This window comes from Streptococcus sp. 3.1 (assembly GCF_016648915.1).
Classification (GTDB): domain Bacteria; phylum Bacillota; class Bacilli; order Lactobacillales; family Streptococcaceae; genus Streptococcus; species Streptococcus salivarius_E.
Genome location: NZ_JACLQV010000010.1, coordinates 1 through 25,173 on the forward strand (window position 1 = coordinate 1; position 25,173 = coordinate 25,173).

Below are 25,173 nucleotides of genomic sequence, written 5' to 3' on the forward strand. Positions count from 1 at the left end.
GGCTGCTTGCTGGAATGGCAAACTCTGTCACATCTGTGTAGCACTTTTCCATTGGTTTTGATGCTTCAAACTGGCGTCGAATGAGATTTTCTGCTTTCTTACCAATCTCTCCTTGATATGAAGAGTACTTCCGTTTTCGGCGAATTCGAGCACTTAAACCAAGAGCCTTCATCAGACGTTGCACTTTCTTATGATTTACCACGAAGCCACGATTTCTCAATGCAAGAGTGATGCGACGATAGCCATAATTTCCTTTGTGTTCAGTAAAAATAGCTTGAATTTCAGCTTTGATAGTTTGATTCTTATCCGTTTGATCCAGCTGTTTTAAGTGGTAATAATAGGTCGAACGAGCAAGCCTAATAATCTTTAGAAGAATCTCTAAAGCAAACTCTGTTACCAATTCTAGAACAATTTCCGTTTTTCTTCTTGCTCTTTCTCGTCCTTCAATCGGAGTTCTCTTAACTTTTTTAGAACAGCGTTCTCCGCTCTCAAGTACTCATTTTCTGCTTGAAGTCGCTCTAGTTCTGTCATCTCTTCAGGTTTCTTCTTTGGCTTACGTCCCATTTTAGGCGGTCTCCCTCTTGCTTTCTCAACAATAGTATACCCATTTTTCTTGTATTGTGCTATCCAATTGTTAAGCAAACCTTGATTGGAGAGGCCATAGTCCAGAGAAACACTTTGTTGGGAACAACCTTCAAGCAGAACCTTATTAATCATTTCTCGTTTTAATTTAGGAGAATAGTAACGCTTCTTTCCCTTTTTGACGATGTTTATTCCATAACGGTCAATTAATTTCACCATGTACTTTAGACCAGAAACGTTCACCTCAAATTGATTTGAAAGTCGTTTAAAGCTTTCTCCTTGCTTTCTCAGTTCATATATTTGAACTTTATCTTCATAAGTCAATTTCATAATAAAAACACCCCAAAAGTTAGATTTTTTCTGTCTAACTTTTGGGGTGCAGTTCAAGTTGTGGTTCTCTTGGGACCTTCTGGGTCTGGGAAATCTACCCTTATCCGTACAATTAACGCCTTGGAATCCATCGATAACGGTACGCTTATCGTTAACGGACATAATGTGACGGAAGCTTCTGCCAAAGACTTGGTTGAGCTTCGTAAGGAAGCGGGTATGGTATTCCAACACTTTAACCTCTACCCGCACAAAACTGTTCTTGAAAATGTAACTTTGGCACCTATCAAGGTTCTTGGAATCAGTAAGGCAGACGCCGAAAAGACTGCTGAAAAATTCCTTCGCTACGTTAACATGTGGGACAAGAAGGATTCATACCCTGGTATGCTTTCTGGTGGGCAAAAACAAAGTATCGCTATTGCCCGTGGTCTTGCCATGAATCCTGAGCTCTTGCTCTTTGACGAACCAACGTCAGCCCTTGACCCAGAGACTATTGGTGACGTGCTTGCGGTTATGCAAAACCTTGCCAAAGGTGGCATGAACATGGTTGTCGTAACCCACGAAATGGGCTTTGCCCGTAGTGTGGCTGACCGTATCATTTTCATGGCTGAAGGTCAAGTTCTTGTAGACACTACGGATGTGGATGGTTTCTTCGACAATCCAACTGAACCTCGTGCAGTTCAATTCCTTTCTAAGATTATCGACCACAACTCTGATCGTGTCCAAGTGGACGCCTAAGGAGGACTTATGTTAATCAAGAAACTTAGTCGCATTTTAGCTATCTCTGTTATAACTTTTCTAGCAGTTCTCCTCTGGAACACCAAAAGCAGTCAGGCAGATGAAAGCAGTAAACTACTCAATAGTGCTGCAATTCAAAAAATTGTCAAAAAAGGGACTCTAAACGTTGGTGTCAAACAGGATGTCCCAAACTTTGGATACTACTCAGCCAAAACTAATACCTATCAAGGGATGGAAATTGACCTCGCTAAGAAAATCGCCAAAGAACTTAAGGTTAAGGTGAATTTTACAGCGGTTACCCCACAAACTCGTGAAGCCCTTATGGATAATGGGACTATTGATATGCTTATCGCTACTTATACCATAACAGATGAGCGTAAGGCTTCATATGCCATGTCAACTCCTTACTACTATGACCAGATCGGTTTCCTCGTTCAAACCAAATCTGGCTATAAGAAACTTTCTGACCTAAACGGTAAAACTATTGGAGTGTCTCAAGGGTCATCTGCCAAAGCTGCTGTTGAAGAGTACGCTTCAGCTAATAACCTTAAGTTTGACTACGTTCAACTCGGATCTTATCCTGAGTTAGCCGTATCACTCTATGCTTACCGTATTGACGCTTTTGCTGGTGATAAATCAATCTTGTCAGGTTACGAAAGTGATAAAACCAAGATCCTTGATGAAGGTTTCAAAACACAAGAATACGGTATCGCCTCAAGCAAGTCTAACCAAGAGTTGATTGATTATACCAACGATTTGATTGCTAAATGGCAAAAAGATGGTACCCTTCAAAAACTCTACGATAAGTATCACTTGAAACCAGCTAAGGCTGAAGATAAATAGAAAGGAGTCCTGAATTTATGTATCTTTTAACAGAAACGGCTAGTCCTTTCGCTCTTGAACGTTGGGCTGCTTTCTTCGCTAACTTTGGGCAATTTGCCAAAGGATTCTTTTACACTCTTGGTATTTCGATTGGTGCCTTGATTGTAGCTCTTCTTCTTGGGCTCATCTTTGGGGCTATGAGTTCGACTCATAACAAGGTCCTTCGTGGCATTTCACGTGTGTATGTTGAAATCTTCCAGAACACACCCTTGCTCGTGCAATTCGTGGTTGTCTTCTATGGGATTTCAATCTTGACTGATGGCCATGTCATGATTCCAATTTCATTGACAGCTATCCTTTGTGTGGGTGTCTACACAGGAGCCTATATCTCTGAAATTATTCGTACAGGTATCGAGGCAGTTCCTAAAGGTCAAACCGAAGCCGCTTTGTCTCAAGGATTCACCTACGCTGATACCATGCGTATCATCATCTTGCCTCAAGCAGTCCGTACTATCTTGCCACCATTGACCAACCAAGTGGTTAACTTGATTAAGAATACTTCTACAGTTGCCATTATCTCTGGGGCAGATATCATGTTCACTGCTAAGGCTTGGGCTTATGATACCACTAACTATGTGCCGGCCTTTGCTGGGGCTGCCTTCCTCTACTTTATCATGTGTTTCCCTCTAGCTACTTGGGCACGTCGTAAAGAAGAAGAGAATAAGAAAGCTTACTAAGGAGGTCCACTATGTCAGAAGTTTTATCAGCTACTAACCTTAAATTCTTGGCACAAGGGATGTGGACGACTCTTTACTTGTCTTTCTTCATCATCGTGCTATCTACCCTGTTCGGAACTATTCTGGCGGTGATGCGTAACGGAAAGAATCCTATTCTGCGTTGGATTGCTTCTATCTACGTTGAGTTCGTCCGTAATGTTCCTAACTTGCTTTGGATTTTCATTATCTTCCTGGTCTTCCAACTCAAGTCAACCGCTGCAGGGATTACCTCTTTCACGGTCTTTACTTCAGCTGCCTTGGCGGAAATCATTCGTGGGGGACTGAACTCTATTGACCATGGCCAAACGGAAGCCGGCTTGTCTCAAGGATTTAACAACAAACAAATCTTTATTTACATCATCTTCCCACAAGCTATTCGTAAGATGTTGCCATCTATCATCTCTCAATTCGTAACAGTTATCAAGGATACTTCTTTCCTTTACTCTGTTATCGCCTTACAAGAATTGTTTGGTAAGAGTCAGATTTTGATGGGTGGTTACTACGAACCTAGTCAAATCTTCACCTTATACGGTATTGTGGCTTTAGCTTATTTCGTGGTTAACTTTGCCATCTCTAGCTACTCTCGCTACCTCTCTAAACAATGGGAGCAAGCTAGTGAATAAAACAAAAAACTCACCTACGGGTGGGTTTTTGTTTTTCTCATATTTATATCAAAAAATGATTAATTATTTAGTAAAAACCGAACGTTTTGAAAGAATATTCGGAATTTTTTGACTTTCGACTTTACTTATGCTAAAATTCAATATATGTTAGAAAAGCTAACAAGTAAATCCATTATAGGAGGCTCTTATGGCACTTATTGAATTTAAAAATGTTAATAAATATTACGGAGATTATCATGCACTTCGTGATATCAATCTAGAAATTGAAAAAGGACAAGTTGTGGTTCTCTTGGGACCTTCTGGGTCTGGGAAATCCACCCTCATCCGTACAATCAACGCCTTGGAATCAATCGATAACGGTACTCTTATCGTTAACGGACATAATGTGACGGAAGCTTCTGCCAAAGATTTGGTTGAACTTCGTAAGGAAGCAGGGATGGTCTTCCAGCACTTCAACCTCTACCCTCACAAAACTGTTCTTGAAAATGTAACCTTGGCACCTATCAAGGTTCTTGGGATTAGTAAGGCAGAAGCTGAAAAGACTGCCGAGAAATTCCTTCGTTACGTTAACATGTGGGACAAGAAAGACTCTTATCCAGGTATGCTTTCTGGTGGGCAAAAACAACGTATCGCCATTGCCCGTGGTCTTGCCATGAACCCTGAGCTCTTGCTCTTTGACGAACCAACGTCAGCCCTTGACCCAGAGACTATCGGTGACGTGCTTGCCGTTATGCAAAACCTTGCCAAAGGTGGCATGAATATGGTGGTCGTTACCCACGAAATGGGCTTTGCTCGTAGTGTGGCTGACCGTATCATTTTCATGGCTGAAGGTCAGATTCTTGTCGACACAACTGATGTGGATGGTTTCTTTGACAATCCTACTGAACCGCGTGCAGTACAATTCCTTTCTAAGATTATCGACCATAACTCTGATCGTGTTCAAGTCGATGCTTAAGGAGGTTGCCTATGACTTTCAAAAAAATCTTACGTTACCTAACTGTTGCAAGCTTGGCAATTCTCACTATTTTTCTTATCACGAGTCACAAGACTAAGGCGGAAGACACTAGTAAGCTTCTTGATAGTAAAGCAGTCCAAAAGATTGTTAAGCGAGGGACACTCAATGTCGGTGTGAAGCAAGACGTTCCTAACTTTGGTTACTATTCTGCTAAGACTAATACCTACGAAGGTATGGAAGTTGATCTTGCTAAGAAGATTGCTGATGAGTTAAAAGTTAAAGTGAATTATATCCCAGTAACGACGCAAACTCGTGAACCACTTATGGATAACGGTACTATCGACTTGCTTATCGCTACCTATACCATTAATGATGAACGTAAGGCTTCTTACGCTATCTCAACTCCTTACTACTATGACCAAATCGGTTTCTTGGTTCTTAAGGATTCAGGGATTAACAAAATCTCAGACTTGAATGGTAAGACTATTGGAGTGTCTCAAGGGGCGTCAACTAAGGCTGCGTTGCAAGAGTACGCTTCAGCTAATAACCTTAAGTTCAACTATGTTCAACTCGGATCTTTCCCAGAATTGGCTGTTTCTCTTTACGCTCACCGTGTAGATGCTTTCTCAGTTGATAAATCTATCCTCTCTGGATATGAAAGTAAGAAAACTAAAACCTTAAAAGAAGGTTTCAAAACACAAGAGTACGGTATTGCTTCAAGTAAGTCTAATCAAGAGTTGATTGATTATACCAACGATTTGATTGCTAAATGGCAAAAAGATGGTAGCCTTCAAAAACTCTACGATAAGTATCACTTGAAACCAGCTAAGGCTGAAGATAAATAGAAAGGAGTCCTGAATTTATGTATCTTTTAACAGAAACGGCTAGTCCTTTCGCTCTTGAACGTTGGGCTGCTTTCTTCGCTAACTTTGGGCAATTTGCCAAAGGATTCTTTTACACTCTTGGTATTTCGATTGGTGCCTTGATTGTAGCTCTTCTTCTTGGGCTCATCTTTGGGGCTATGAGTTCGACTCATAACAAGGTCCTTCGTGGCATTTCACGTGTGTATGTTGAAATCTTCCAGAACACACCCTTGCTCGTGCAATTCGTGGTTGTCTTCTATGGGATTTCAATCTTGACTGATGGCCATGTCATGATTCCAATTTCATTGACAGCTATCCTTTGTGTGGGTGTCTACACAGGAGCCTATATCTCTGAAATTATTCGTACAGGTATCGAGGCAGTTCCTAAAGGTCAAACCGAAGCCGCTTTGTCTCAAGGATTCACCTACGCTGATACCATGCGTATCATCATCTTGCCTCAAGCAGTCCGTACTATCTTGCCACCATTGACCAACCAAGTGGTTAACTTGATTAAGAATACTTCTACAGTTGCCATTATCTCTGGGGCAGATATCATGTTCACTGCTAAGGCTTGGGCTTATGATACCACTAACTATGTGCCGGCCTTTGCTGGGGCTGCCTTCCTCTACTTTATCATGTGTTTCCCTCTAGCTACTTGGGCACGTCGTAAAGAAGAAGAGAATAAGAAAGCTTACTAAGGAGGTCCACTATGTCAGAAGTTTTATCAGCTACTAACCTTAAATTCTTGGCACAAGGGATGTGGACGACTCTTTACTTGTCTTTCTTCATCATCGTGCTATCTACCCTGTTCGGAACTATTCTGGCGGTGATGCGTAACGGAAAGAATCCTATTCTGCGTTGGATTGCTTCTATCTACGTTGAGTTCGTCCGTAATGTTCCTAACTTGCTTTGGATTTTCATTATCTTCCTGGTCTTCCAACTCAAGTCAACCGCTGCAGGGATTACCTCTTTCACGGTCTTTACTTCAGCTGCCTTGGCGGAAATCATTCGTGGGGGACTGAACTCTATTGACCATGGCCAAACGGAAGCCGGCTTGTCTCAAGGATTTAACAACAAACAAATCTTTATTTACATCATCTTCCCACAAGCTATTCGTAAGATGTTGCCATCTATCATCTCTCAATTCGTAACAGTTATCAAGGATACTTCTTTCCTTTACTCTGTTATCGCCTTACAAGAATTGTTTGGTAAGAGTCAGATTTTGATGGGTGGTTACTACGAACCTAGTCAAATCTTCACCTTATACGGTATTGTGGCTTTAGCTTATTTCGTGGTTAACTTTGCCATCTCTAGCTACTCTCGCTACCTCTCTAAACAATGGGAGCAAGCTAGTGAATAAAACAAAAAACTCACCTACGGGTGGGTTTTTGTTTTTCTGGATACTAAAAACGACTCCAATCGGAGTCGTTTGTTTCGTTAATTCACCGTTACTTTGCCTGAATAATAATCTAGGGTAATTCCCTGTTGGACATTTGGAACGAAGACATTGAACTCAAGCGAGCCATCAGCTGACTTGGCTTCAAGATGTGATCCTGATGGAATCAGGTTATCTCCTTCATAAATGAGGGTCACGCGATAACGGACACGTTTGTTTTTATCCTGAGCTTTTCGCACCAGGCTTTCATAATAGTTTTGGCCTGTGGAAGTTTCGCTATTAGCCTGGTTAGCCCAAGCAGTTTGAACGGCAATATTTTCTGGATTTGAAGTCGAGGCATCAAATCCTTTGAGACCACCTACAAGTGCATAGCCCAACAAATGGCCTCGGTCTACGGCATGGCTATACTCTCCTAAAAGATTGTGAACTTGATGCCATCCAGCTGGTGTCCAAGATGTTGAGCCATTCCCTGTTTCTTGACGATTTTTGTACTGTCTGGTCGCTTTACTTAACAAGGCATTCGCAACTGTAGGAACCGTTTGTCCTTGAACCGTTTTAACTTGGTTATTAGCGTAGGGTTGGCTAGATACCTTAGCATTAAGATTGGTTTTATTACCGTTAACAATATAGGCACCAGCCCCATTCCATTCTATGGCGTTTCCTAGTTGACTCTTGACAGAGCTGGTCATCACCGTCTCTGCGAGTTGCTCTTGTGGCGTAGACTGCCCACTTGTTGAGCCGTTTGATTTGACGTAGTTATTGGATTTTCCCGAGACTAGACTAGCTACCTGCTTGATTGGATTGTTAGGTGAGAGCTTATTACTCGTTCCAACGTAACCTAAAACTGCAATCAAAACCGCTATCAGTAACGAGACTAGCTGACGTTTCTGTTTATTTGTTAAAGATGTCTTTCTTTTTGCCATTGTTCTCTTTCTTTTATATGAATGTCATGACTAAAGGAGCGGGATTACTTCCCACTCCCTTTATTTTCCTGTAAATTTAGCAACAATTGCCTGCCAAGTTTCTGGTTTTAAGATGCTTATTGGATCCTTGCCCTCTCCTAAAACAGCATAGCCAACCATCAAACCGATAGCTAGAAAAGCAAGGCCAATCACACACACACTCAAAACAAGTAATAATTGACGAAAAACATAGCCTTTACCAGTTTCCATACTAAGCCTCACTTACACGTGAAATATTTGCTCCTAGTTTAGCTAGTTTCTCATGGAATTGATAGTAACCACGATCCAAGTGTGTTAATTTACCAACAGTCGTTGTTCCTTCAGCTACCATTCCTGTAAGAATAAGTGCTGCTGAAGCTCGAAGGTCAGTAGACATAACCTGAGCACCTTGAAGTGGCAAACCACCGTGAATCATAGCCGTGTCACGAAGGATTTCTGAATGAAGTCCCATACGACGCATTTCTTCCAAGTGTTGGAAGCGATTCTCAAAGACAGTTTCAATCATGGTTGATTCCCCGTTTACCACTGCCATAAGTGCTGTAAATTGAGCCTGCATGTCAGTTGGGAAACCTGGGTGAGGTAGAGTTTTAACGGTTACTGGTTTCAATTGAGAAATATCAGATTTAACACGAATGCCACCTTCTTCTTCCTTAACATCGACACCCATTTCCAATAATTTTGAAATCAAAGGACGGTTATGTTCCCAGATAGCATCTTTGATGAGAACATCTCCAGAAGTCATAGCTGCCGCTACCATAAAAGTACCGGCTTCAATACGGTCCTGAACAACCGCATGTTTAGTACCATGGAGAGCTTTAACACCTTTAATCACGAGCGTTTCAGTTCCAGCACCTTTGACGTCTGCTCCCATCTCGTTAAGAAGGAGGGCCAAGTCAACAATTTCTGGTTCACGCGCAGCATTTTCAATGGTTGTAACACCATCAGCCAAAGTTGCTGCCATCATAAGGTTTTGAGTGGCACCAACAGATGGGAAGTCCATATAAATAGTTGCACCTTTAAGGTTTTCTGCTGTCGCAGTAATGTCACCACCAACTTGGGTAATTTTAGCACCCATTGCTTCTAAACCTTTGAGGTGGAGGTCGATTGGACGACTACCAATCGTACAACCGCCAGGCATTGAAACCTTAGCGTGACCATTACGGGCAAGAATAGGTCCAAGAACTACGATTGACGCACGCATCTTGCTAACATACTCGTATGGTGCTTGATCGAGAATTTCTCCACTAGCATCAACGACAACGGTATTATTTTCCTCGTCAAAGTCTACAGCAATATCTAAACCACGAACAACATTATTCATCGTGTAAACATCTGACAAGATTGGAACATTAGTTAAGGTTGTTTGACCTTCTGAGGCCAAGATAGTCGCTGCCAACAAAGGGAGGACAGCGTTTTTAGCACCTTCAATGACAACCTCACCACTTAATCGAGTGTTGCCACCCTGCACAATAATTTTATCCATAAGGATTCCTTTCAAGGGTCATTTTCATCTTTTTGTATTATATCAAAAGTCTTTTAAAATCACTAATTTAAGAAATCGAGCTAGCCATATTCTGTCCAAAAGCTAAAACCGCCAGAACAAAGGAGCTGATAAGGTAGCCTAAGGCAATACTGATAAAGAGCAAAAAGAGTTTCAATTTACCAGTATTTTCAATCGGATTTTTGATGATCTTCGCCCAATCAAAAAGGCTAATCAGCATTTGGTAGCTCAATCCTATAAATACAAGGTGACTCGCCAAAGTGACGAATTGATTAATTATAGTCATAGTTTCATTATACCATAGAAAGCTAAGCTTAAACATAAAAAGAGGGTGAGACAGTTCTAAATCTGTAATCATTTAGTGACCGCTCCCACTCCTCTTCTCTTTATTTTTGAAGCTACTAGATTAGGCATAGTTTAAAATAATCTAGTGCTTATCTTACACTCCCTAGGAACTGATAATTTGAGTTATGCTACTTAGTCTTCATAACCGTTTGGGTTAGTCGTTTGCCAACGCCATGAATCTCTAACCATTTCTTTCAAGGTCTTCTTAGCTTCCCAGCCAAGGACTTCTTTGGCCTTTTCAGGAGAGGCATAGCAAGTAGCAATATCGCCAGCACGACGTCCTTGAATACGGTATGGGATAGCAACCTTGTTTTCAGCTTCGAAAGTCTTAACGAGATCCAAAACGCTATAACCATGTCCAGTACCCAAGTTGAAAATCTCAGCACCTTTATGACTCAAATTATATTTGACAGCAGCCAAGTGACCTGAGGCCAGGTCAAGAACGTGAATGTAGTCACGCACACCTGTACCATCTGGAGTTGGATAGTCATCCCCAAAGACGTTAAGCTCAGGCAGTTTACCGATAGCTACTTGTGTAATATATGGCATCAAGTTGTTTGGAATACCGTTTGGCAATTCCCCAATCAAACCACTTTCATGAGCACCAATAGGATTGAAATAACGAAGATTTGTGACAGACCATGACGGATCTGATGCAGCTACGTCTGTAAGAATTTGTTCCATCATCAACTTAGTATAACCGTATGGGTTGATAGCTGATGTTGGCATATCTTCGGTCATTGGAGAAGGATTATTGGTACCGTAAACTGTTGCACTTGAACTGAAGACAATGTTTTTCACATCGTATTCCTTCATTTTTTCAAGGAGGGTAATGGTACCACTGATATTGTTTTTATAATATTTCAAAGGTTTTTGGACAGATTCTCCCACTGCCTTGAAGGCCGCGAAGTGAATAACTAACTCAATATCTTCATTTGTAAAAACCTTATCCAAAAAATCAGTATCTAAAATGGAACCTTGATAAAATGGAAATTTTTTACCAGTAATCTTTTCCAAACGTTCAAGAACTGCTGGCGAACTATTTGAAAAGTCGTCAACTAAGACTACATCGAAACCTGCATTAAGGAGTTCAACGGTTGTGTGGCTACCGATATAGCCAGCTCCTCCTGTAATTAAAATAGACATTTATTTTTCCTTTCTTACTTGTCAGTGCCTTTTTGATCCTTTTGAATCGTTGCTAATTTAGGCATGACTTCTCCTTCAAAACCTTTCATGGCAAAATGAACCGAAGGCTCTTGTGTCATTGGAGATAGAATTCCTAGCTTCACCTGATAATTCTGATCTTTGGAATAAGCGAAACTTGCCATTAGTTCAGTTGTTTGATCTGGAAGCAATTCTGACAAACGACAATCAAGTTGTTGGGCTTGAAGAACCTTGCCATTAGCATTACACAAGTATAATACCACAGGCCAATCCCCATATAAAGGGGCAACCCCAGAATTTTCCAAATTAAGGGTAATTTCAACCTTGCTCTCTCCTTTGGAAATTGTCAAACCTGATACCCAGAGACGGTAGCCCATGTTCTTCAAGAGCTCATTATAAGCAGCTTTCCCGTCACCAATATCTTCAGCAACCTTTGGACCCAAGAAGGTCAAATGAGCTGCTTTGGCTTCATCTGTAAGCTCATCTAAGTTATTACCAAGCAAAGTAGACATAGACTGCGAACTTGTTAATTCACCACCGATTGGTGCTTTCTCCCAGGCCTTAGGCATGGCTTTCAAGGCAGCTTGCTCTTGGGTTTGATCGTATGCGCCACCATTTTGGATCCAATTTAACCAGGTTTTAGTAGCTGATTTGTCTCCAAAGACATCATTGTAGATTCCAAAATCACCTTCCAAACCTGTATCAAAAGGTCTTCTCATAAGAATCTTTGCTTTAGGAAAGGCTGGTTGAAACGGAGCAATGTAGTCCTTACGAACTTCTTTTCGTGGCAATTGGCGAATGCCCGCATCTGAGTGAACATGCCACTCACCCCAGTGGCCTAGGCCACCAAGCTCGATGTAGGCGATAAAATCATCATTGCCCCAACGCTGTCCCATAGCAGTAACAGCATCTTTATAGTATTTTCTAAGCAGTTTATTTTGGTAATTTGGTGAAAATCCCTTACCGTAGGATGTGCTATAAGCATCTCCAAGGTCAGAAATTTCATTTCCCAACCAGTTAGGGATATCCTTATGACTTGATTTGCCAGGGTAATCTAGCAAGAAACGTAAGACGACCTGCTTGCCTTCTTTCTTCCATCGTTTAAACTGGTTACTTTCTTCAATTGTTTCCCAGTTATAGTGGCCCTTTTTAGGTTCCAATTCTTTCCATGTAATATCAACATAGACAAGGTGAACGTCTTCAGAAACTGTTTTTTCTTCAGCTGAAGGGACATAACCCATGAGCGGATTCCCAAAACTCTTGTCTGAAAGCGTATATTCAAACTTGGTACCTGTGTTTCTGGTATTCAAATACACAAAAATGGCATAAAGACCACTCGTAATGATGATTAGACAGATGACGAGCCAAAGTTTCTTCTTTCGACTACTCCAACTTTTCTTCTCACGTCTTCTAGCCATGGTATTCGCCGTTGTATTGGATTAGCGTAAGGTCTTTGACACCATCGATAGATTTGATATTTTCAACGAAGGTAAGGTCGTTATTTTTCACAAAGACTTCAATTGCCATCTCGACACTGTCTTTTCGCATAGTTTCAGACTTGATAAAGTGCTTGATGCGACCAAGTTCTTGAATAACTTTGTCACCTGTATGCTCACCATCAAAGTGAACCACAGCGATATACACCTTACCAGTCTCTTGCAAGCGGCTAAAGACAATAAGCATCAGTAGGATAACGATAGACGTTACAACGGCCAGGACATACATACCTGCCCCTACCGTAATCCCTGAGGTAATTGCCCAGAAAAGATAGAGCAAGTCCATAGGATCTTTAACTGCAGTACGGTAACGGACGATAGAGAGGGCACCGACCATACCAAGTGAGATAACGATGTTTGAACTGATTGCCAGTGTTACCATTGACGTAAGCAAGGTCATACCGACCAAAGTCATGGCAAAACTGCGTGAATAAATAACGCCTGTAAAGAAATGCTGGTAAACCTTATAGATAAAGGCTCCAATCAACAAGGCAAGTAGCAAGACGATAACAATACGAAACGGTGACTGCGTCGCATAGTTATCAGACTGCAAAATAGATTTTTTTATAAAGTCTTGAACACTCATAAATTCCCCTTCTTATACTAAGTTCTTCCGAACTTAGCACTTTTCCTATTTATATATTCCCATCTTCCCAGTATTCAAAACCATTTAGATACTGAGATTTTTCATAAGCCAATACGTACTTAGAGACAGCCATCATATCTGCTTTCCCTGGCAAGACACTTTGGACAATCTTTGGCAGATACTCTGTATATTTAACTTCGAAAACCATCTTTTCCGGATCAATGACTGGAATTGTTGGTAAGTCCGGATCAAAAATATCAAAACTTCCAACCGCTACTCTGACATTTTGGTCAAAGGTTAAGCGAACTGTTCCAAAGTCATAAACCCACGGCTCTCGTTCATAATCAACGATGGTCCGGGGACGCATCATGTTACTAACACATTCATAGTAAAATTCCTGACAGAGAGGATAGGGACTTTTCAAGAGAAAGTCATAATCCCCATCAATGATTTTATAAAATTCTTCGACAGTTAGTGGTGCATCCTCTTTCAGAATGTAGGTATCAACCTTTTTCTTACGCTCTAGCTTGATACTATTGGTCCCGAAATTGTAGATACGAATCCTATATTTTTTACGAACCAGAATACCTGCATCTTTTTCAGCATAGGCACTATTCCAATAGTCGTCAAAGTAAAGACTTCTAATGGTATAACCACCATTTGTCGCATGCTTATCCAACTGAATCAAATGTTTAAAACGTTCAGTCAACAGGGCCTTTTCTGGTTCACCAATGACGTATTTCAACTCATGGCGAAAGGGCTTCTCTTTAGTCTTCATAACCATCTACCCCAATTTTTCCATCTTCGAGGACAAAGAAGCTCATGATACCAAATTGTTTAGAGTTATCACTATTGATATAGTAGTCAAAAGCACGTTGTGATTGTCCAGCCTCATTAGTTGCAGTCACACGTACGAAATATTGTCCCTTAGGCAAGGTATCTGTTTCGGCACTGAGAGTTTTAAGACCAGATTTTTCAAAGACCTTGTCTTTAAATTCATAGTCTTTAGCTAATTCTACAGTGTAAGTCAACTTGCTGTTATTGAAATCGTAAGAGGCACCCCAACTTAATTTCAATTTGTTATTGGCCACTTCCGGCTTATTGATAAAGAATGGTTGCGGTTTTTCAAGACTTGTTTTGTAAATCTTGTAGTTGTTCTCCAACTCATTTGGCAAATCTGCCAAAATCTTGTCGTAATTATCAGGTGTTGTCTTAGCATGCATTTGGTCAGGCATCTTAGCTAGGTAAGGTTTAATAACTGCTGCGTATTCATTACTCATAGAAGTAATCTTGTCACCAGTAATCGTCTTACGTAGCTCATCCATCTTCTCATCTAGACCCTTGCGGAACTCTTTTGACTTGAGCAAACGTTGGAAAAGTTGGTTACCCCAATAGTTGCTGACACCGACTTCCCAGCTATTAGCTTGGTCACTGTCCTTACTTACCAAACGACGTTCATTCTTCATCAAGATACTATCGTTATCCCAAGGAATGATGTACCATTTGGTTGAGTTTTGTGGGCTATAGAGATACATGTTACGACTCTGTGTATCATCATTACCAAGCAACATCTGGAAGGCCATCCAATATTGGATATTCTCAGGATCTACATACTTGTCCATGATGGTTTCAATCTTCACCGATGGATCGTTGAGCTTGGTTAGAAAATCAATAAGTTTGGTATGATCATGGCTACCTTTAATTTCCAAAAGTTTCTCGAATTTATCCTTATCGAATTTAGGATCATCTTCTTTAACAATCGTATCTTCATAGCGGAAGAATTCGAAGAAGTTTGGTTTATAAAGGTTGGCATTTTCATCCAGACCGTGATCTTTCAGATAGTTTTTGTTAATCTGCTCGACTTGCGTGTAGAGACCATAATCCTCAAATTTACCTGATGGATTGTCAGAGGTTTCATCCTTAACGTAGAGGTGAACAAAACTCGTTCTAGCACCCATGAGTTGAGGAATTTCTTCCATTAAATCATAGGACAACTTATTTCTAAAGCGAAGGGCTTCAGTCTGGTGTTTATTAAGGTTAATGGTACGTTGGCCGTTCCACTCGCCCTTGTTCTTTTTAATCTTAATTTTATAGTTCTTTTGGGCGTTCTTACTTGAACTTTCCCCACGAATCTGAACACTGGCGTTTGGCACGTCCTGGTCATAACCCAACTCACCAGACACAGGACCGTCCTCATTACCAACTTGAAGAAGACCTGCTACTTGGTATCGTTTAACACCCATCTTCTGATAATCTTCAACAGAATATTGGTTGACCTCAGACCATGAGTGATTTTGATTTTCTGTAGCGTCTCCTCGACGTACAGTCAGGTACATGGTCGTTACCTTGGTATGATCTTTATCATAGAGACTCTTTTTGTCTCTTAAGTGTACATTAGAGATATCAGTGGCCGCTTGTTTATCTACTTTTTTAGTTGTCACACCGTTTTTTGTCTGTTCCTTGGTTCCACATGCTGTAAAACCAAATACCGTACAGAGCAACAAAACCGCTGCTAAACTCTTTTTCCTATTCATTTCCCCCACCTCTTTTGTATGTTTTCTAAACGCTCAGTCCATTTTTCAAAATAGCCCACGTCTTTCTTAGATACCATGGTTTGGCTTCCTAAGAAATGATACTGAAGATCACTTGTGTATTTATCGATTTCCTGACCACTTTCGATGAAAAGAACTAAAGAAGAAATCAGGAAGGCATAGCCTAGGAAGGCTGGGTCCAAGAACTGAGAACCAAAACTCAAAACTACTGTCAGAATGGCAAAGTGTTTGGCAAGCTTCTTGGCACCCTTATAATCTGCAAAATACATCAAGAGCAAGATATTCACATTACCTACAGCATAGAGACCATAAGCTAGACATAGCGTTAAGAAGTAACCATGCATTTGATTGTTAAAACCAATTGGTAAGTAAGTCAAAACCACGCTTCCGAAGAACATGATGAAAATTGTCGCTAGCAATTGTTTCCAAAAAACATATTTGAGCTCATTACTCATGACATCCAACATTTGAGTTTCAGCTTCCTGAATATCCGAAAGACTTCCCTCTTCATTGTAGAGCTTAAAATAACGTCGGAAATGCGGATAGAAGGAAACCTCGACAGACATAACGAAATTAAGTGTTGATACTAAAGTCGTTAAGTAGGCTAACATGGCTGGCACATCGTAGACTGGAGCTGTACGGAAGAAGCCATCAAAACTCTTACTAATTGGTCCAAACCAGTTAATAACAATATGAGCAAAGAGGGCCACCAACATGTAAAGTCCAGTCTTGGCAAGATCAGAAAATTGATCAAACCATTTCAAAAACTCAAAGGACATTTTAAGATTAGATGGGAAATAATCATGGATCAGACGAACCATCCAAAACATCATTCCACCGTATCCCAAACAAACACTTAGGAATATACCATACTTTTGATGTAGGAAAATACTAAGTAACCCAGAGACAATCATCACACCAATCGCTAAAAAGAAACCTTTGATAATTTCTTTATAGGATTTAATCGCTGTCAAATAGGTAATTACATTCCAAACGAGACAAAGCTCACCAAAGAGCAAAACACCCATAGCTACTTCTGCTAAGCTTCGGCTAGCCAAGGCTAGATAGAGCGCATACAGTGGTGTCCCAATCATAAGCATCAAGGCACTCGACGCATAAAATGAAGGAATAATAGTCTCAAATTTCTTCTCGTAGAGCATATCCGCAACAAAGCGGGTTACCACCAACGAGAAAAGACTGGTAATCACAAGTGAAAAGATGATAGCGTAAGTCAAGTTCGAAAGAATATAGTCACGCTCATTTTCACTGATTCCCGCTACCATTGTCAGAACAACGACGCCAGCTGTAAGTAAAATCCCCAAAAGCATAGGACCGGTATACACAATTCCAGCATAAGCGTAGGCCTTTTGTTTTGAAAAAAGGCTATCTTCGTTGTAAATTTTACGTAATTCAAATCCAATACCGGCCATTAAACAGCCACCTCCTCATATAAGCGTCGGTACTGACCGATCATTTGCGGATATTGATATATCGCTTCAACACGCTTACGCGCAATTTCACCCATTTCAAGCCGTCTTTCATCATTAATCGTCATCTTCTTCATAGCTTCTGCAAGAGGCCCTGTACAAGTAGGTGGTGCACAAAATCCTGCAATCCCTAGATTGTCATCCTCACGACCTTCTAGCAATTCTTGACAACATCCGACATCTGTCGTCACACAAGGACGGCTAGCCGCCATTGATTCCAAAACAGAAAGTGGCAAGCCCTCAGAAAGACTGGTCAAAAGCGTAAAATCAATTTTCTTCATATATTCTCGAATATTAACACGACCAGTGAATAGAAGACGATCTCCCAAATCCATCTTATCGGCCAAGCTAAAACACTCATCCGCATATTCTTGGTCATCTATACCACCCATGATATGCAAACGAACGTTTGTCACCTGCTGGGCCAATTCGTAGAAAGAATATAACATGGTTTTAATATCCTTGATTGGAGCCAAACGAACTACAGCTCCGATATCAATCCAACCATCCGGTTCTTTCAAAGGAATTTGAGAAAAAGCATCATAGTCAATCCCGTTTGAGATAACCTGACATTTCTCTGGATCACAACCCATCTCAATCTGAATTTCCTTGGCCTTCGTAAAGAGGCTGGTAATTTTTTCAGCATTTTGATAAATCGCATCAGACAACATATAGAAGAATCTTACCCACTGATGGCGCATTGTAGGTAAAACCCACTTCGCACGAAGCAACTCTTCTTCACGTTCACGCGTATAAATCCCGTGTTCAGTTAAGAAGAGAGGTTTGTCATAGGTCAAACTTCCCAAAGTTGCAAGAATACCACCATAACCTGTAGAGATTGAGTGGTAAACATCTGCTTCAGGAGGTGGACAGGATAAAATATTTAAAAGTGGAAACAGCATAGAACGGATAGTGTGAAAAACATCTGAAAAAGATAGCTGTGTGTAGCGCTCACTACAAAGATCCTTTAAGACCTGAAAAAAGGCCTCACTACTCAAGAGATCGTTAGGAACGACCTTACCATCTTGTAACAGTTTAAACAAGACTTTCCAATCAGGTTGTTGGCAAAAAACCATATCCTTAAGCGCTTGTTTTTCCTCATCTGTAAACTGATATGGCTCTATGTCTTCTTCTTTATCTGGCACAACATAGTCCAAAAAGACTTCGTGTACTTCTACGACATTTTCAGGAAGTTCATAAACAAACTCCCCCTTTTGTTCATGCGTTGCCCCCACAACCCAAAGAACAAATTCATGCTCTTTCATTTCTGTAATATATTGATGCATCCAAGTAGAGACACCACCGTGAACATACGGATAGGACCCTTCAAGAATTAAACATATCTTCATCGGCATTTTCCCCTATTTTGCCTTATTTTAATGTAATGGTGACTGACTTATTCGTAGCCTCCAATAGGTAAAGGTCACCCGTTAAATGCGTAACCTTACCATTTTTTACCTTCTTAACCTCGTTTTGATTTAAACGAACCATAAGGTAAGCATGATCATGAAAATTCTCAAGATCAATTTTTAGGGCGTCTTTGGTATATTTTTGAGAAACTTTCAAAATACCGTAACGCTGAACAGCACCTGCTAATTCTGAACCTGTTAGATTTCTAAGTGAAGGTGACATATTGTGGACCCAACTAACTTCCTTGTCCAAAGCCTTATACATCTTTGCCCAACCTAATTCTGCACCACGATCGACATCAAGAACATCATCAGGGTGAAGGAAGTGGTTATTAACATAGTGCATATTCATTTCAGAAAAGACCGTCATCTGTGAGAAATCATCCCAAACCGCACCAGAAACAGTACGTGGCTCTTCAATCATTCCATCAGGCGACACTTCAAACTCTTGCGAATAAGTGAAATCCCCTGGGAAATAGTTACTTGAGATAGCCTTGATTTCTGGGAAATCATTAACGATTACCTCTCGTCCTTCTTTCGAAAGAATATTTGATGGTGGAACGTAGACTGATTTTTGCGCTTTAGGAAAGAGTTGGTTGACAAAACGAATCAACTCAGACAGACCAGCCTTCATAGCAGCCTTATCCTTCCAAGTCTTGTAGCTGGCATACTTTTCACCATAATTAACAGATGAAGGACTCAAAGGTTGGTGATTATAACCATGATAACCAAGCTCGCCACCATTAGCCAAAAGCGAATTTCCAAAATATTTGAAACGATCTAAATCATTTTGTTGAACAATTTTACCATCTGTCTGGGCCTCATAGTTTTCAATGACCACACCTGTATGAACGATACCATACTTTTCGTGCAATTTAAGAAGGTCTGGCCACCAAACATTGGTATAAAATTCAGACACAGACATGTCGTAATCACGTTTAACGAAACGACCATCTCCAGCTGGAACAGGTGATGGGAAATCATCTATATAATAGGTAGAGCCATTGATTACCGGATAAACTGTCGCTTCAGTCAAAAGGCTATAAGAAGCGGCATAAATACCACGGATATTACGCTCATAGATTCCAAGGTTATCAACGACAAACTTCCCTTTGCCGTATGATTTTTCCCAAATCAACGGTGTATGAGAATCATCTGTTGTTTTAGCATGCACCTTAACATCACTTTCAAGAGAGACTTTTCTGGCTGACTCAAAAGGTTCTTCAATTTTATAATTGCGTCCCCCACCAATCATGAAATCAGGATCCACGTAGATTTCCTTGACCTCATCCATCTCAAAATTGGAATAACTCACGCCGAGATTATGATCAATGGCATCCAGATTACTTTCTTTCCCCATGGTTACTGCAAAAAGTGTTTGACCACCTTTTTCAGTCCAATCCATGAGTGGCTGCACCTGGTCCTCCATTCGAGAAAGGTCAGTGACAAGAAGGACTACTTTTTTATAATCTGAAAGTGAATAGGACTCGTGTTTAGCCACATCGACTAACTTAGCTCCCATACGCATATCTTTTAGAATTTGCTCAAACTGTTTCCAAGCCCTTTGACTCGTCTCGTTTTCACTATCATAAAGAACCAGTGTATCTTTATCTAAATCCTTGACAACTGAGGCCGTAGAAGGTACTTTTCCGGTAAGATAGGCTTCCTTACCTTGAGTTGGGTACCATTCCCCTTTCTTTTGAACAAAGAGTCCGATGGCCAAACACAAAATAAGGCCAACACCTAGCAAGGTTTCTTTGCGGATAACATTCTTTTTACCTAATTTCATGCCATCACCTCTTTTCCTTGCCAGAAGTTCAAGAGATCTTGTTTGTCCTTAGAAAGAACAACCTGTTTGCCTTGCATCTCACGAATCATGTTCTTAAATTCATTAAACTGACCAGTTTGATAGTAATATTCCAAATACAAATAATACACATCATCCGCATTTGATTTAATTGAAAGCTGCGTCAAATGCTTTTGAGCCAAATCATACAAACCAAGAGCTAGTTCATTATGGATAACTCTCACTAAGTCTTTAGCAGTCGTTCCGTGACTAAGTTTTTGCAAGAGACGTTCCTCGTACTCCTTACGAAGCAAACCTTCCATTTGTTTACTTAGAAGTTCTTTAGAGAGGTAATCTTCCATAAAATCACAATACTCGGTTAAGAGGTCAAAGTCTGCTTCACCCTTTTCAAAACGTTTCTCAAAGGCACTCAACTTCTCATCGTATTGACTTGAAATTTCAGAAATAAAGGTTGTCGCATAGTGAACAATTTCACTGTCCTCATTTAAGCGAGCCAAGTAGAGCAAATCCATAAAATGAGATGGATCATTATTAGCCAATTCCATCAATTGCTGACGAGCTTCCTTAGCCTTATTCAAATAGAGAGATTCTTCAAGAGGAACGATGTCTTCTTCAACCAATTCCTTAGGACGTTGAAAATCATCGATATTTCCAAAATCAATGGTCAAATCTTTAATTTTGCCACCAACTGCTGCTTCTTGACCACGACGGTGTCTACCAGGATTTGGCTTAGAAATCATATGAATCAGACCGGCACCAAAGAAAGGTAAAGCAATTGGGAAAATCAAGTAAAAAATGGTTAAATCTGATTTGCCACTAACAATGGCTTTATAGACAAGTGCTATAGATAGGAAGTAACAAACCGTTAAAATACTAGTAATTAGGACTGGAATCATTGTGCAACCCTCCCTTGATAACTAGCTTGTTCAAGAAGTTCTGCCTTTTCAATGAAAGAACGACTCATTTTTGAAAGAACCTCAAGCTCGTTTAACACTTTAGTAGACATAGCTTCAAAAGGAACAGCCTCTACCCAAATGATAAAAGTACCCTCTGCCTTGGTCTTAACTTCCATGGCATACGCTGGACGATTCTCAAGCAATGATTTATTAGCCCAGACACGTCCATGACCAAAGGCACCTCCAATTTCTTTAAAATCTGTCAAAGATACTTGCTTCTTATCGTTATCTCCCAAAAGAAGCTCGTATTGGAAAGGACCACCTCCATAAAGTGAAACAGGAGCATTCAAAATTTCTGAAACCAAATCAAGCGTCTGTCTAAGAACCTTCTCAACACTAGTATGATCTAAAGTCACAAAGTAAGAATATGCTTTTCCAAGACCATCTTGACTTGCCAACAAGGCATTTTTCAGGTCTTTGTTTTCATGGAGTAATGTATCGTAGGATTGATTAAGGATAAGATAGTCTTCCTTAACTGTTTCCAACTGTTTATCTAGTTGTAGCTTGTCATCTTTCTTCTTCATTTCCACAAAACCACAAACCACAGCGATAAAGATATAGGCAATAAAGGCAACCCAACGGTCAGTGTTATATAGAAGCAGTTGCCAGCTAGTTCCAGACATGATTTGACTGATGGTCAAACCAATAATTGCAAGAACTGCCGAGAACAAGCCATACCCCATGCCCAAAACTGTACTAATCAAGACAACAAAGAGCAAACGTAGGTCGATCAATTGGAACTGTAACTGACCTTGAGTCATATATCGAAAAGCTTCAAAGACTAAGAAGGTCACGACAACAGCAGCAAGTTTCTTATTTCTCTTTTGCTTAACGATATTATCTATGATATTGCGGAACTTAGAAACACGTAGAGACCCTATTCGCTGTTTTTGATAGTCTTCGTAAATATCTGGCAAGTCACGCACCAAAGCATAACGCATAAACCAAGCAAACCTATCACGCAAATCATGATGCTTTTCAGGATCATTATCATATTTACTAATTCTTCTTTCCTCTAGGAAATGAACCTGCTTATTAGGGAAATATTTATCCAAAGCTTGCAAGAGCTCCCCAAAAGTCAGTTGGAAAGGATCCGGAATAATAATGCTTTCATAGGTGTCATTCCATCGCTCACATAATTTGTGAAGCAAATCTCCCAAGTCAGATAGACTGATAAAAGTCGCCTGACTTTGTGATGACTCCTTTAACTCTACCTGTTCATGGTCATCTAAACGCACAAACAGTTTATAAAGATAATCTTCTTTATTAATAACTGAATAAAGAAAGGGACTATGTAGAACTTTAAGGTTGACCCCAAATTCTCGACTCCAGGATAATAAGGTATCCTTTGTTGTCGTCTGTAAACTTCTTTTCCCATCCTCAAGGATAGGACCTGTGATATAAAGTAATCGTTTGTTTTTTCTATCTTTAAGACACTCTAACAATCTGATGAGATTTTCAATCTCCCCTGAACTTTCATGTCCGTAATTGAGATATTCCGAAAAATAGATGATTTGATCATAATCATGAAAATCAAAAACGTCTTCTAATTGGTTGTTCTCATAATGCTTGGTATAAACGGTGATTTTATTCTTACGAGAGTTCTTTACACCTGTATGACCAAAAATAAAAACTGCTTGATTAGGAAACGTTTTCAAAATGAAATCGTTTGTTAATCCAGCAGTATTACCAAGTATCAAAATATTCATAAACTTCTCCCCACTTTTAAGAGTGTCCCCTTAACTACACTCTCTACCCATTCTAATCATTAGTCTCAAGTATTTCCCAATACTCTCAAGACCACAATGTAATGCCTTTCTTAAGAAAGCCCTTTGAAAGCTATGTCTTCCTCCCCAATGAGTGATAACCTAACTCTCATCAGAATCTCTTTTGAAGATTCTTAAAGATTTCAAAAAACATAAGAAAGAACAAGATTATCCTAAATAAACATTAAGTAAAATTAATATTATTAAAGAATAGATTAAATTGACTAATTAAATATCTTGTTATGTTGATTAGCTTCCCCAAGAAATCACAAACTAACCAGATCACTTTAGATTATCTAACACCTGTTAGACCTTATTTAAAGGTATTTCTTCTTACTCTATCAATCTAAAATGACTCTAGTTTCATATTTACATCGTCACTCTTATTATAGCAATTTTTTCTTATTTTTCAACTCCTTTCAAAGTTTTTCACCTAAAGAATTTATTTTTAGCTAGTCGTTTTTACCCTTTAATTACTCAATCCTTTGGGTTTACATGTGTCTGAAGTCAGAAAATTCATATTATTCATTTTCAAAATAAAAAACAGAATTCAAAAAAATTAAATTCTGTTGTTTTGATATTATTAAATTGAAAGTTATATTAAATATTTTTAATCTCCTACAGCTGCTTTGAGGGCATCTACCTTATCCAATTTTTCCCATGGAAGATCGATGTCAGTACGTCCCATGTGACCATAGGCTGCTGTTTGACGGTAGATAGGACGTTTAAGATCAAGCATTTGAATGATACCTGCAGGACGCAAGTCAAAGAGATCACGGACAGCAGCTTCAAGTTTGCTTTCAGCAACTGTCGCCGTTCCGAAGGTATCAACACGGACAGACACAGGATTAGCAACACCAATAGCATAAGCCAATTGTACTTCTGCTTTCTTAGCAAGACCAGCAGCTACGATGTTTTTAGCAATATAGCGAGCGGCATATGAAGCTGAACGGTCAACCTTAGTAGCATCCTTACCTGAGAAGGCACCACCACCGTGTCTTGAGTAACCACCATAAGTATCAACAATAATCTTACGACCAGTCAAACCAGAGTCCCCTTGAGGTCCTCCAATAACAAAACGACCTGTTGGGTTGATAAAGAATTTTGTCTCGTCATCCAAGTATTCGGCTGGAATAACTGCTTTAATGACTTTTTCAATGACGTCTTGACGAATTTGATCGTTAGTTGCTTCAGGATCGTGTTGCGTTGAGATAACGACTGTATCAACACGTACTGGTTGGTCATTCTCATCATACTCAACAGTAACCTGAGATTTAGCATCCGGACGAAGGTATGAAATCTCACCAGATTTACGCAAATCTGCCAATTTTTTAACCAATTTATGTGAAAGGCTAACTGGAAGTGGCATAAACTCTGGAGTTTCATCAATAGCAAAACCAAACATCAAACCTTGGTCACCAGCTCCGATAAGATCAAGTGGGTCTTGGTCACCAGTTCCACGAACTTCAAGTGATTCATTGACACCTTGAGCAATATCTGGAGATTGTTCGATCAATGATGGGTGAACCCCAACAGATTCTGCTGCAAAGCCGTATTCTGCATTGTTATAACCAATTTCAGCGATAGTATCACGAACCACACGGTTAATGTCCACATAAGCTGTTGTAGAAACTTCACCGAAAACGTGGACAGAACCAGTGTAGACAGCTGTTTCTGCTGCAACGTGTGCATCTGGATCCTCTGCTAAAATCGCATCAAGAATGGCATCTGAAATTTGGTCTGCAATTTTATCTGGATGCCCCTCAGATACAGATTCAGACGTGAAAAGTTTACGTTCTGACATATAAAATGTCCCCCTTTTAATATGAAAAATAGTATTAGATAAAACAGATTTGACCGTCTCCTAATAGGTAAAACGCTATACTCCTAATAGAGCTAGACGCCGTTAAAAAGTTACAAAGAACCAACAGCCAACCCTAGGATGACTGTTGCCTTATCGGGACTTAATAACTACCTTCCATTATATCATGTTTTTTCAGTCTAGTCATATAGTTATTTATTATCAAGCTTTATCAATAATTTATAGTGAGCATTTTACC

The 25,173-nt window shown here is 40.0% G+C and carries 23 protein-coding genes and 1 pseudogene; 8 read left to right on the forward strand and 16 right to left on the reverse strand.

Annotated elements, in window-relative coordinates:
- Positions 1–912: pseudogene (locus H7U02_RS06815) on the reverse strand (IS3 family transposase); the annotation flags it as partial.
- A gap of 30 nt (positions 913–942) precedes the next feature.
- Between H7U02_RS06815 and H7U02_RS06820 the strand changes: the two are divergent.
- The 8 genes from H7U02_RS06820 (at position 943) to H7U02_RS06855 (ending at position 7,046) form a co-directional block, all read left to right on the forward strand.
- The gene (locus H7U02_RS06820; RefSeq protein ID WP_201043060.1) at positions 943–1,647 is read left to right on the forward strand and encodes an amino acid ABC transporter ATP-binding protein; all 705 of its coding nucleotides are present in this window, start codon (positions 943–945) and stop codon (positions 1,645–1,647) included.
- 9 nt (positions 1,648–1,656) lie between these two features.
- Complete coding sequence (locus H7U02_RS06825) at positions 1,657–2,490, forward strand: transporter substrate-binding domain-containing protein (RefSeq protein WP_155124255.1); 834 nt, start codon at positions 1,657–1,659, stop codon at positions 2,488–2,490.
- A 17-nt stretch (positions 2,491–2,507) separates the two neighbouring features.
- Positions 2,508–3,206, forward strand: a complete 699-nt coding sequence (locus tag H7U02_RS06830) for an amino acid ABC transporter permease (RefSeq protein ID WP_002886251.1) — start codon at positions 2,508–2,510, stop codon at positions 3,204–3,206.
- 11 nt (positions 3,207–3,217) lie between these two features.
- Complete coding sequence (locus tag H7U02_RS06835) at positions 3,218–3,868, forward strand: amino acid ABC transporter permease (protein WP_002886253.1); 651 nt, start codon at positions 3,218–3,220, stop codon at positions 3,866–3,868.
- A 187-nt stretch (positions 3,869–4,055) separates the two neighbouring features.
- Positions 4,056–4,823, forward strand: coding sequence for an amino acid ABC transporter ATP-binding protein (locus H7U02_RS06840; RefSeq protein WP_014634411.1), 768 nt, complete (start codon positions 4,056–4,058; stop codon positions 4,821–4,823).
- An 11-nt stretch (positions 4,824–4,834) separates the two neighbouring features.
- A complete protein-coding gene (locus H7U02_RS06845; RefSeq protein WP_201042990.1) occupies positions 4,835–5,668 on the forward strand; it encodes a transporter substrate-binding domain-containing protein in 834 nt (277 codons plus the stop codon).
- A gap of 17 nt (positions 5,669–5,685) precedes the next feature.
- Entirely contained in the window at positions 5,686–6,384 is a 699-nt protein-coding gene (locus H7U02_RS06850; protein ID WP_002886251.1) for an amino acid ABC transporter permease, read from the forward strand.
- An 11-nt stretch (positions 6,385–6,395) separates the two neighbouring features.
- Entirely contained in the window at positions 6,396–7,046 is a 651-nt protein-coding gene (locus tag H7U02_RS06855; RefSeq protein ID WP_002886253.1) for an amino acid ABC transporter permease, read from the forward strand.
- A gap of 77 nt (positions 7,047–7,123) precedes the next feature.
- Here H7U02_RS06855 and H7U02_RS06860 read toward each other — a convergent pair whose 3' ends face one another.
- From H7U02_RS06860 to metK, 15 genes are all read right to left on the reverse strand, one after another.
- Complete coding sequence (locus H7U02_RS06860) at positions 7,124–8,005, reverse strand: DNA/RNA non-specific endonuclease (RefSeq protein ID WP_073687265.1); 882 nt, start codon at positions 8,003–8,005, stop codon at positions 7,124–7,126.
- 60 nt (positions 8,006–8,065) lie between these two features.
- Positions 8,066–8,254 (reverse strand): DNA-directed RNA polymerase subunit beta, encoded by a 189-nt coding sequence (locus H7U02_RS06865; RefSeq protein WP_013990684.1) that lies wholly within the window; start codon positions 8,252–8,254, stop codon positions 8,066–8,068.
- 1 nt (position 8,255) lies between these two features.
- On the reverse strand, positions 8,256–9,527 hold the full coding sequence (murA, locus tag H7U02_RS06870; RefSeq protein WP_038675881.1) for a UDP-N-acetylglucosamine 1-carboxyvinyltransferase: 1,272 nt from the start codon (positions 9,525–9,527) through the stop codon (positions 8,256–8,258).
- Positions 9,528–9,594: 67 nt separating this feature from the next.
- The gene (locus H7U02_RS06875; protein ID WP_037603973.1) at positions 9,595–9,831 is read right to left on the reverse strand and encodes a DUF1146 family protein; all 237 of its coding nucleotides are present in this window, start codon (positions 9,829–9,831) and stop codon (positions 9,595–9,597) included.
- Positions 9,832–10,022: 191 nt separating this feature from the next.
- On the reverse strand, positions 10,023–11,036 hold the full coding sequence (galE, locus tag H7U02_RS06880; RefSeq protein WP_021144269.1) for a UDP-glucose 4-epimerase GalE: 1,014 nt from the start codon (positions 11,034–11,036) through the stop codon (positions 10,023–10,025).
- Positions 11,037–11,050: 14 nt separating this feature from the next.
- Entirely contained in the window at positions 11,051–12,472 is a 1,422-nt protein-coding gene (locus H7U02_RS06885; RefSeq protein WP_107373003.1) for a DUF4832 domain-containing protein, read from the reverse strand.
- Positions 12,465–13,136: a DUF4956 domain-containing protein gene (locus tag H7U02_RS06890; protein WP_060972706.1), complete on the reverse strand. Its 672-nt coding sequence runs from the start codon at positions 13,134–13,136 to the stop codon at positions 12,465–12,467. Before H7U02_RS06890 ends, H7U02_RS06885 begins: the two co-directional genes overlap by 8 nt.
- 49 nt (positions 13,137–13,185) lie before the next feature.
- On the reverse strand, positions 13,186–13,914 hold the full coding sequence (locus H7U02_RS06895; protein ID WP_002883511.1) for a polyphosphate polymerase domain-containing protein: 729 nt from the start codon (positions 13,912–13,914) through the stop codon (positions 13,186–13,188).
- A complete protein-coding gene (locus H7U02_RS06900; RefSeq protein ID WP_207185663.1) occupies positions 13,904–15,670 on the reverse strand; it encodes a CotH kinase family protein in 1,767 nt (588 codons plus the stop codon). The genes H7U02_RS06895 and H7U02_RS06900 overlap by 11 nt, the downstream gene beginning before the upstream one ends.
- Positions 15,667–17,118: an exopolysaccharide Pel transporter PelG gene (pelG, locus tag H7U02_RS06905; RefSeq protein WP_110981201.1), complete on the reverse strand. Its 1,452-nt coding sequence runs from the start codon at positions 17,116–17,118 to the stop codon at positions 15,667–15,669. Before pelG ends, H7U02_RS06900 begins: the two co-directional genes overlap by 4 nt.
- Complete coding sequence (gene pelF / locus H7U02_RS06910) at positions 17,118–18,524, reverse strand: GT4 family glycosyltransferase PelF (RefSeq protein WP_201042992.1); 1,407 nt, start codon at positions 18,522–18,524, stop codon at positions 17,118–17,120. Before pelF ends, pelG begins: the two co-directional genes overlap by 1 nt.
- 22 nt (positions 18,525–18,546) lie before the next feature.
- Positions 18,547–20,373 (reverse strand): DUF2194 domain-containing protein, encoded by a 1,827-nt coding sequence (locus H7U02_RS06915; protein WP_201042994.1) that lies wholly within the window; start codon positions 20,371–20,373, stop codon positions 18,547–18,549.
- Positions 20,370–21,287: a hypothetical protein gene (locus H7U02_RS06920; RefSeq protein ID WP_022496453.1), complete on the reverse strand. Its 918-nt coding sequence runs from the start codon at positions 21,285–21,287 to the stop codon at positions 20,370–20,372. The genes H7U02_RS06915 and H7U02_RS06920 overlap by 4 nt, the downstream gene beginning before the upstream one ends.
- A complete protein-coding gene (locus H7U02_RS06925; RefSeq protein WP_201042995.1) occupies positions 21,284–23,056 on the reverse strand; it encodes a DUF4118 domain-containing protein in 1,773 nt (590 codons plus the stop codon). Before H7U02_RS06925 ends, H7U02_RS06920 begins: the two co-directional genes overlap by 4 nt.
- A 667-nt stretch (positions 23,057–23,723) precedes the next feature.
- A complete protein-coding gene (gene metK / locus H7U02_RS06930) occupies positions 23,724–24,917 on the reverse strand; it encodes a methionine adenosyltransferase (RefSeq protein WP_037601155.1) in 1,194 nt (397 codons plus the stop codon).
- Positions 24,918–25,173 lie beyond the last annotated feature (256 nt).

Excerpts from the sequence above, each read along its gene's own strand:
- H7U02_RS06825 (WP_155124255.1), top strand. The coding sequence starts at position 1,657 with ATGTTAATCAAGAAACTTAGTCGCATTTTAGCTATCTCTGTTATAACT.
- H7U02_RS06830 (WP_002886251.1), top strand. The coding sequence starts at position 2,508 with ATGTATCTTTTAACAGAAACGGCTAGTCCTTTCGCTCTTGAACGTTGG.
- H7U02_RS06835 (WP_002886253.1), top strand. The coding sequence starts at position 3,218 with ATGTCAGAAGTTTTATCAGCTACTAACCTTAAATTCTTGGCACAAGGG.
- H7U02_RS06840 (WP_014634411.1), top strand. The coding sequence starts at position 4,056 with ATGGCACTTATTGAATTTAAAAATGTTAATAAATATTACGGAGATTAT.
- H7U02_RS06845 (WP_201042990.1), top strand. The coding sequence starts at position 4,835 with ATGACTTTCAAAAAAATCTTACGTTACCTAACTGTTGCAAGCTTGGCA.
- H7U02_RS06850 (WP_002886251.1), top strand. The coding sequence starts at position 5,686 with ATGTATCTTTTAACAGAAACGGCTAGTCCTTTCGCTCTTGAACGTTGG.
- H7U02_RS06855 (WP_002886253.1), top strand. The coding sequence starts at position 6,396 with ATGTCAGAAGTTTTATCAGCTACTAACCTTAAATTCTTGGCACAAGGG.
- H7U02_RS06860 (WP_073687265.1), bottom strand. The coding sequence starts at position 8,005 with ATGGCAAAAAGAAAGACATCTTTAACAAATAAACAGAAACGTCAGCTA.
- H7U02_RS06865 (WP_013990684.1), bottom strand. The coding sequence starts at position 8,254 with ATGGAAACTGGTAAAGGCTATGTTTTTCGTCAATTATTACTTGTTTTG.
- murA (WP_038675881.1), bottom strand. The coding sequence starts at position 9,527 with ATGGATAAAATTATTGTGCAGGGTGGCAACACTCGATTAAGTGGTGAG.
- H7U02_RS06875 (WP_037603973.1), bottom strand. The coding sequence starts at position 9,831 with ATGACTATAATTAATCAATTCGTCACTTTGGCGAGTCACCTTGTATTT.
- galE (WP_021144269.1), bottom strand. The coding sequence starts at position 11,036 with ATGTCTATTTTAATTACAGGAGGAGCTGGCTATATCGGTAGCCACACA.
- H7U02_RS06885 (WP_107373003.1), bottom strand. The coding sequence starts at position 12,472 with ATGGCTAGAAGACGTGAGAAGAAAAGTTGGAGTAGTCGAAAGAAGAAA.
- H7U02_RS06890 (WP_060972706.1), bottom strand. The coding sequence starts at position 13,136 with ATGAGTGTTCAAGACTTTATAAAAAAATCTATTTTGCAGTCTGATAAC.
- H7U02_RS06895 (WP_002883511.1), bottom strand. The coding sequence starts at position 13,914 with ATGAAGACTAAAGAGAAGCCCTTTCGCCATGAGTTGAAATACGTCATT.
- H7U02_RS06900 (WP_207185663.1), bottom strand. The coding sequence starts at position 15,670 with ATGAATAGGAAAAAGAGTTTAGCAGCGGTTTTGTTGCTCTGTACGGTA.
- pelG (WP_110981201.1), bottom strand. The coding sequence starts at position 17,118 with ATGGCCGGTATTGGATTTGAATTACGTAAAATTTACAACGAAGATAGC.
- pelF (WP_201042992.1), bottom strand. The coding sequence starts at position 18,524 with ATGAAGATATGTTTAATTCTTGAAGGGTCCTATCCGTATGTTCACGGT.
- H7U02_RS06915 (WP_201042994.1), bottom strand. The coding sequence starts at position 20,373 with ATGAAATTAGGTAAAAAGAATGTTATCCGCAAAGAAACCTTGCTAGGT.
- H7U02_RS06920 (WP_022496453.1), bottom strand. The coding sequence starts at position 21,287 with ATGATTCCAGTCCTAATTACTAGTATTTTAACGGTTTGTTACTTCCTA.
- H7U02_RS06925 (WP_201042995.1), bottom strand. The coding sequence starts at position 23,056 with ATGAATATTTTGATACTTGGTAATACTGCTGGATTAACAAACGATTTC.
- metK (WP_037601155.1), bottom strand. The coding sequence starts at position 24,917 with ATGTCAGAACGTAAACTTTTCACGTCTGAATCTGTATCTGAGGGGCAT.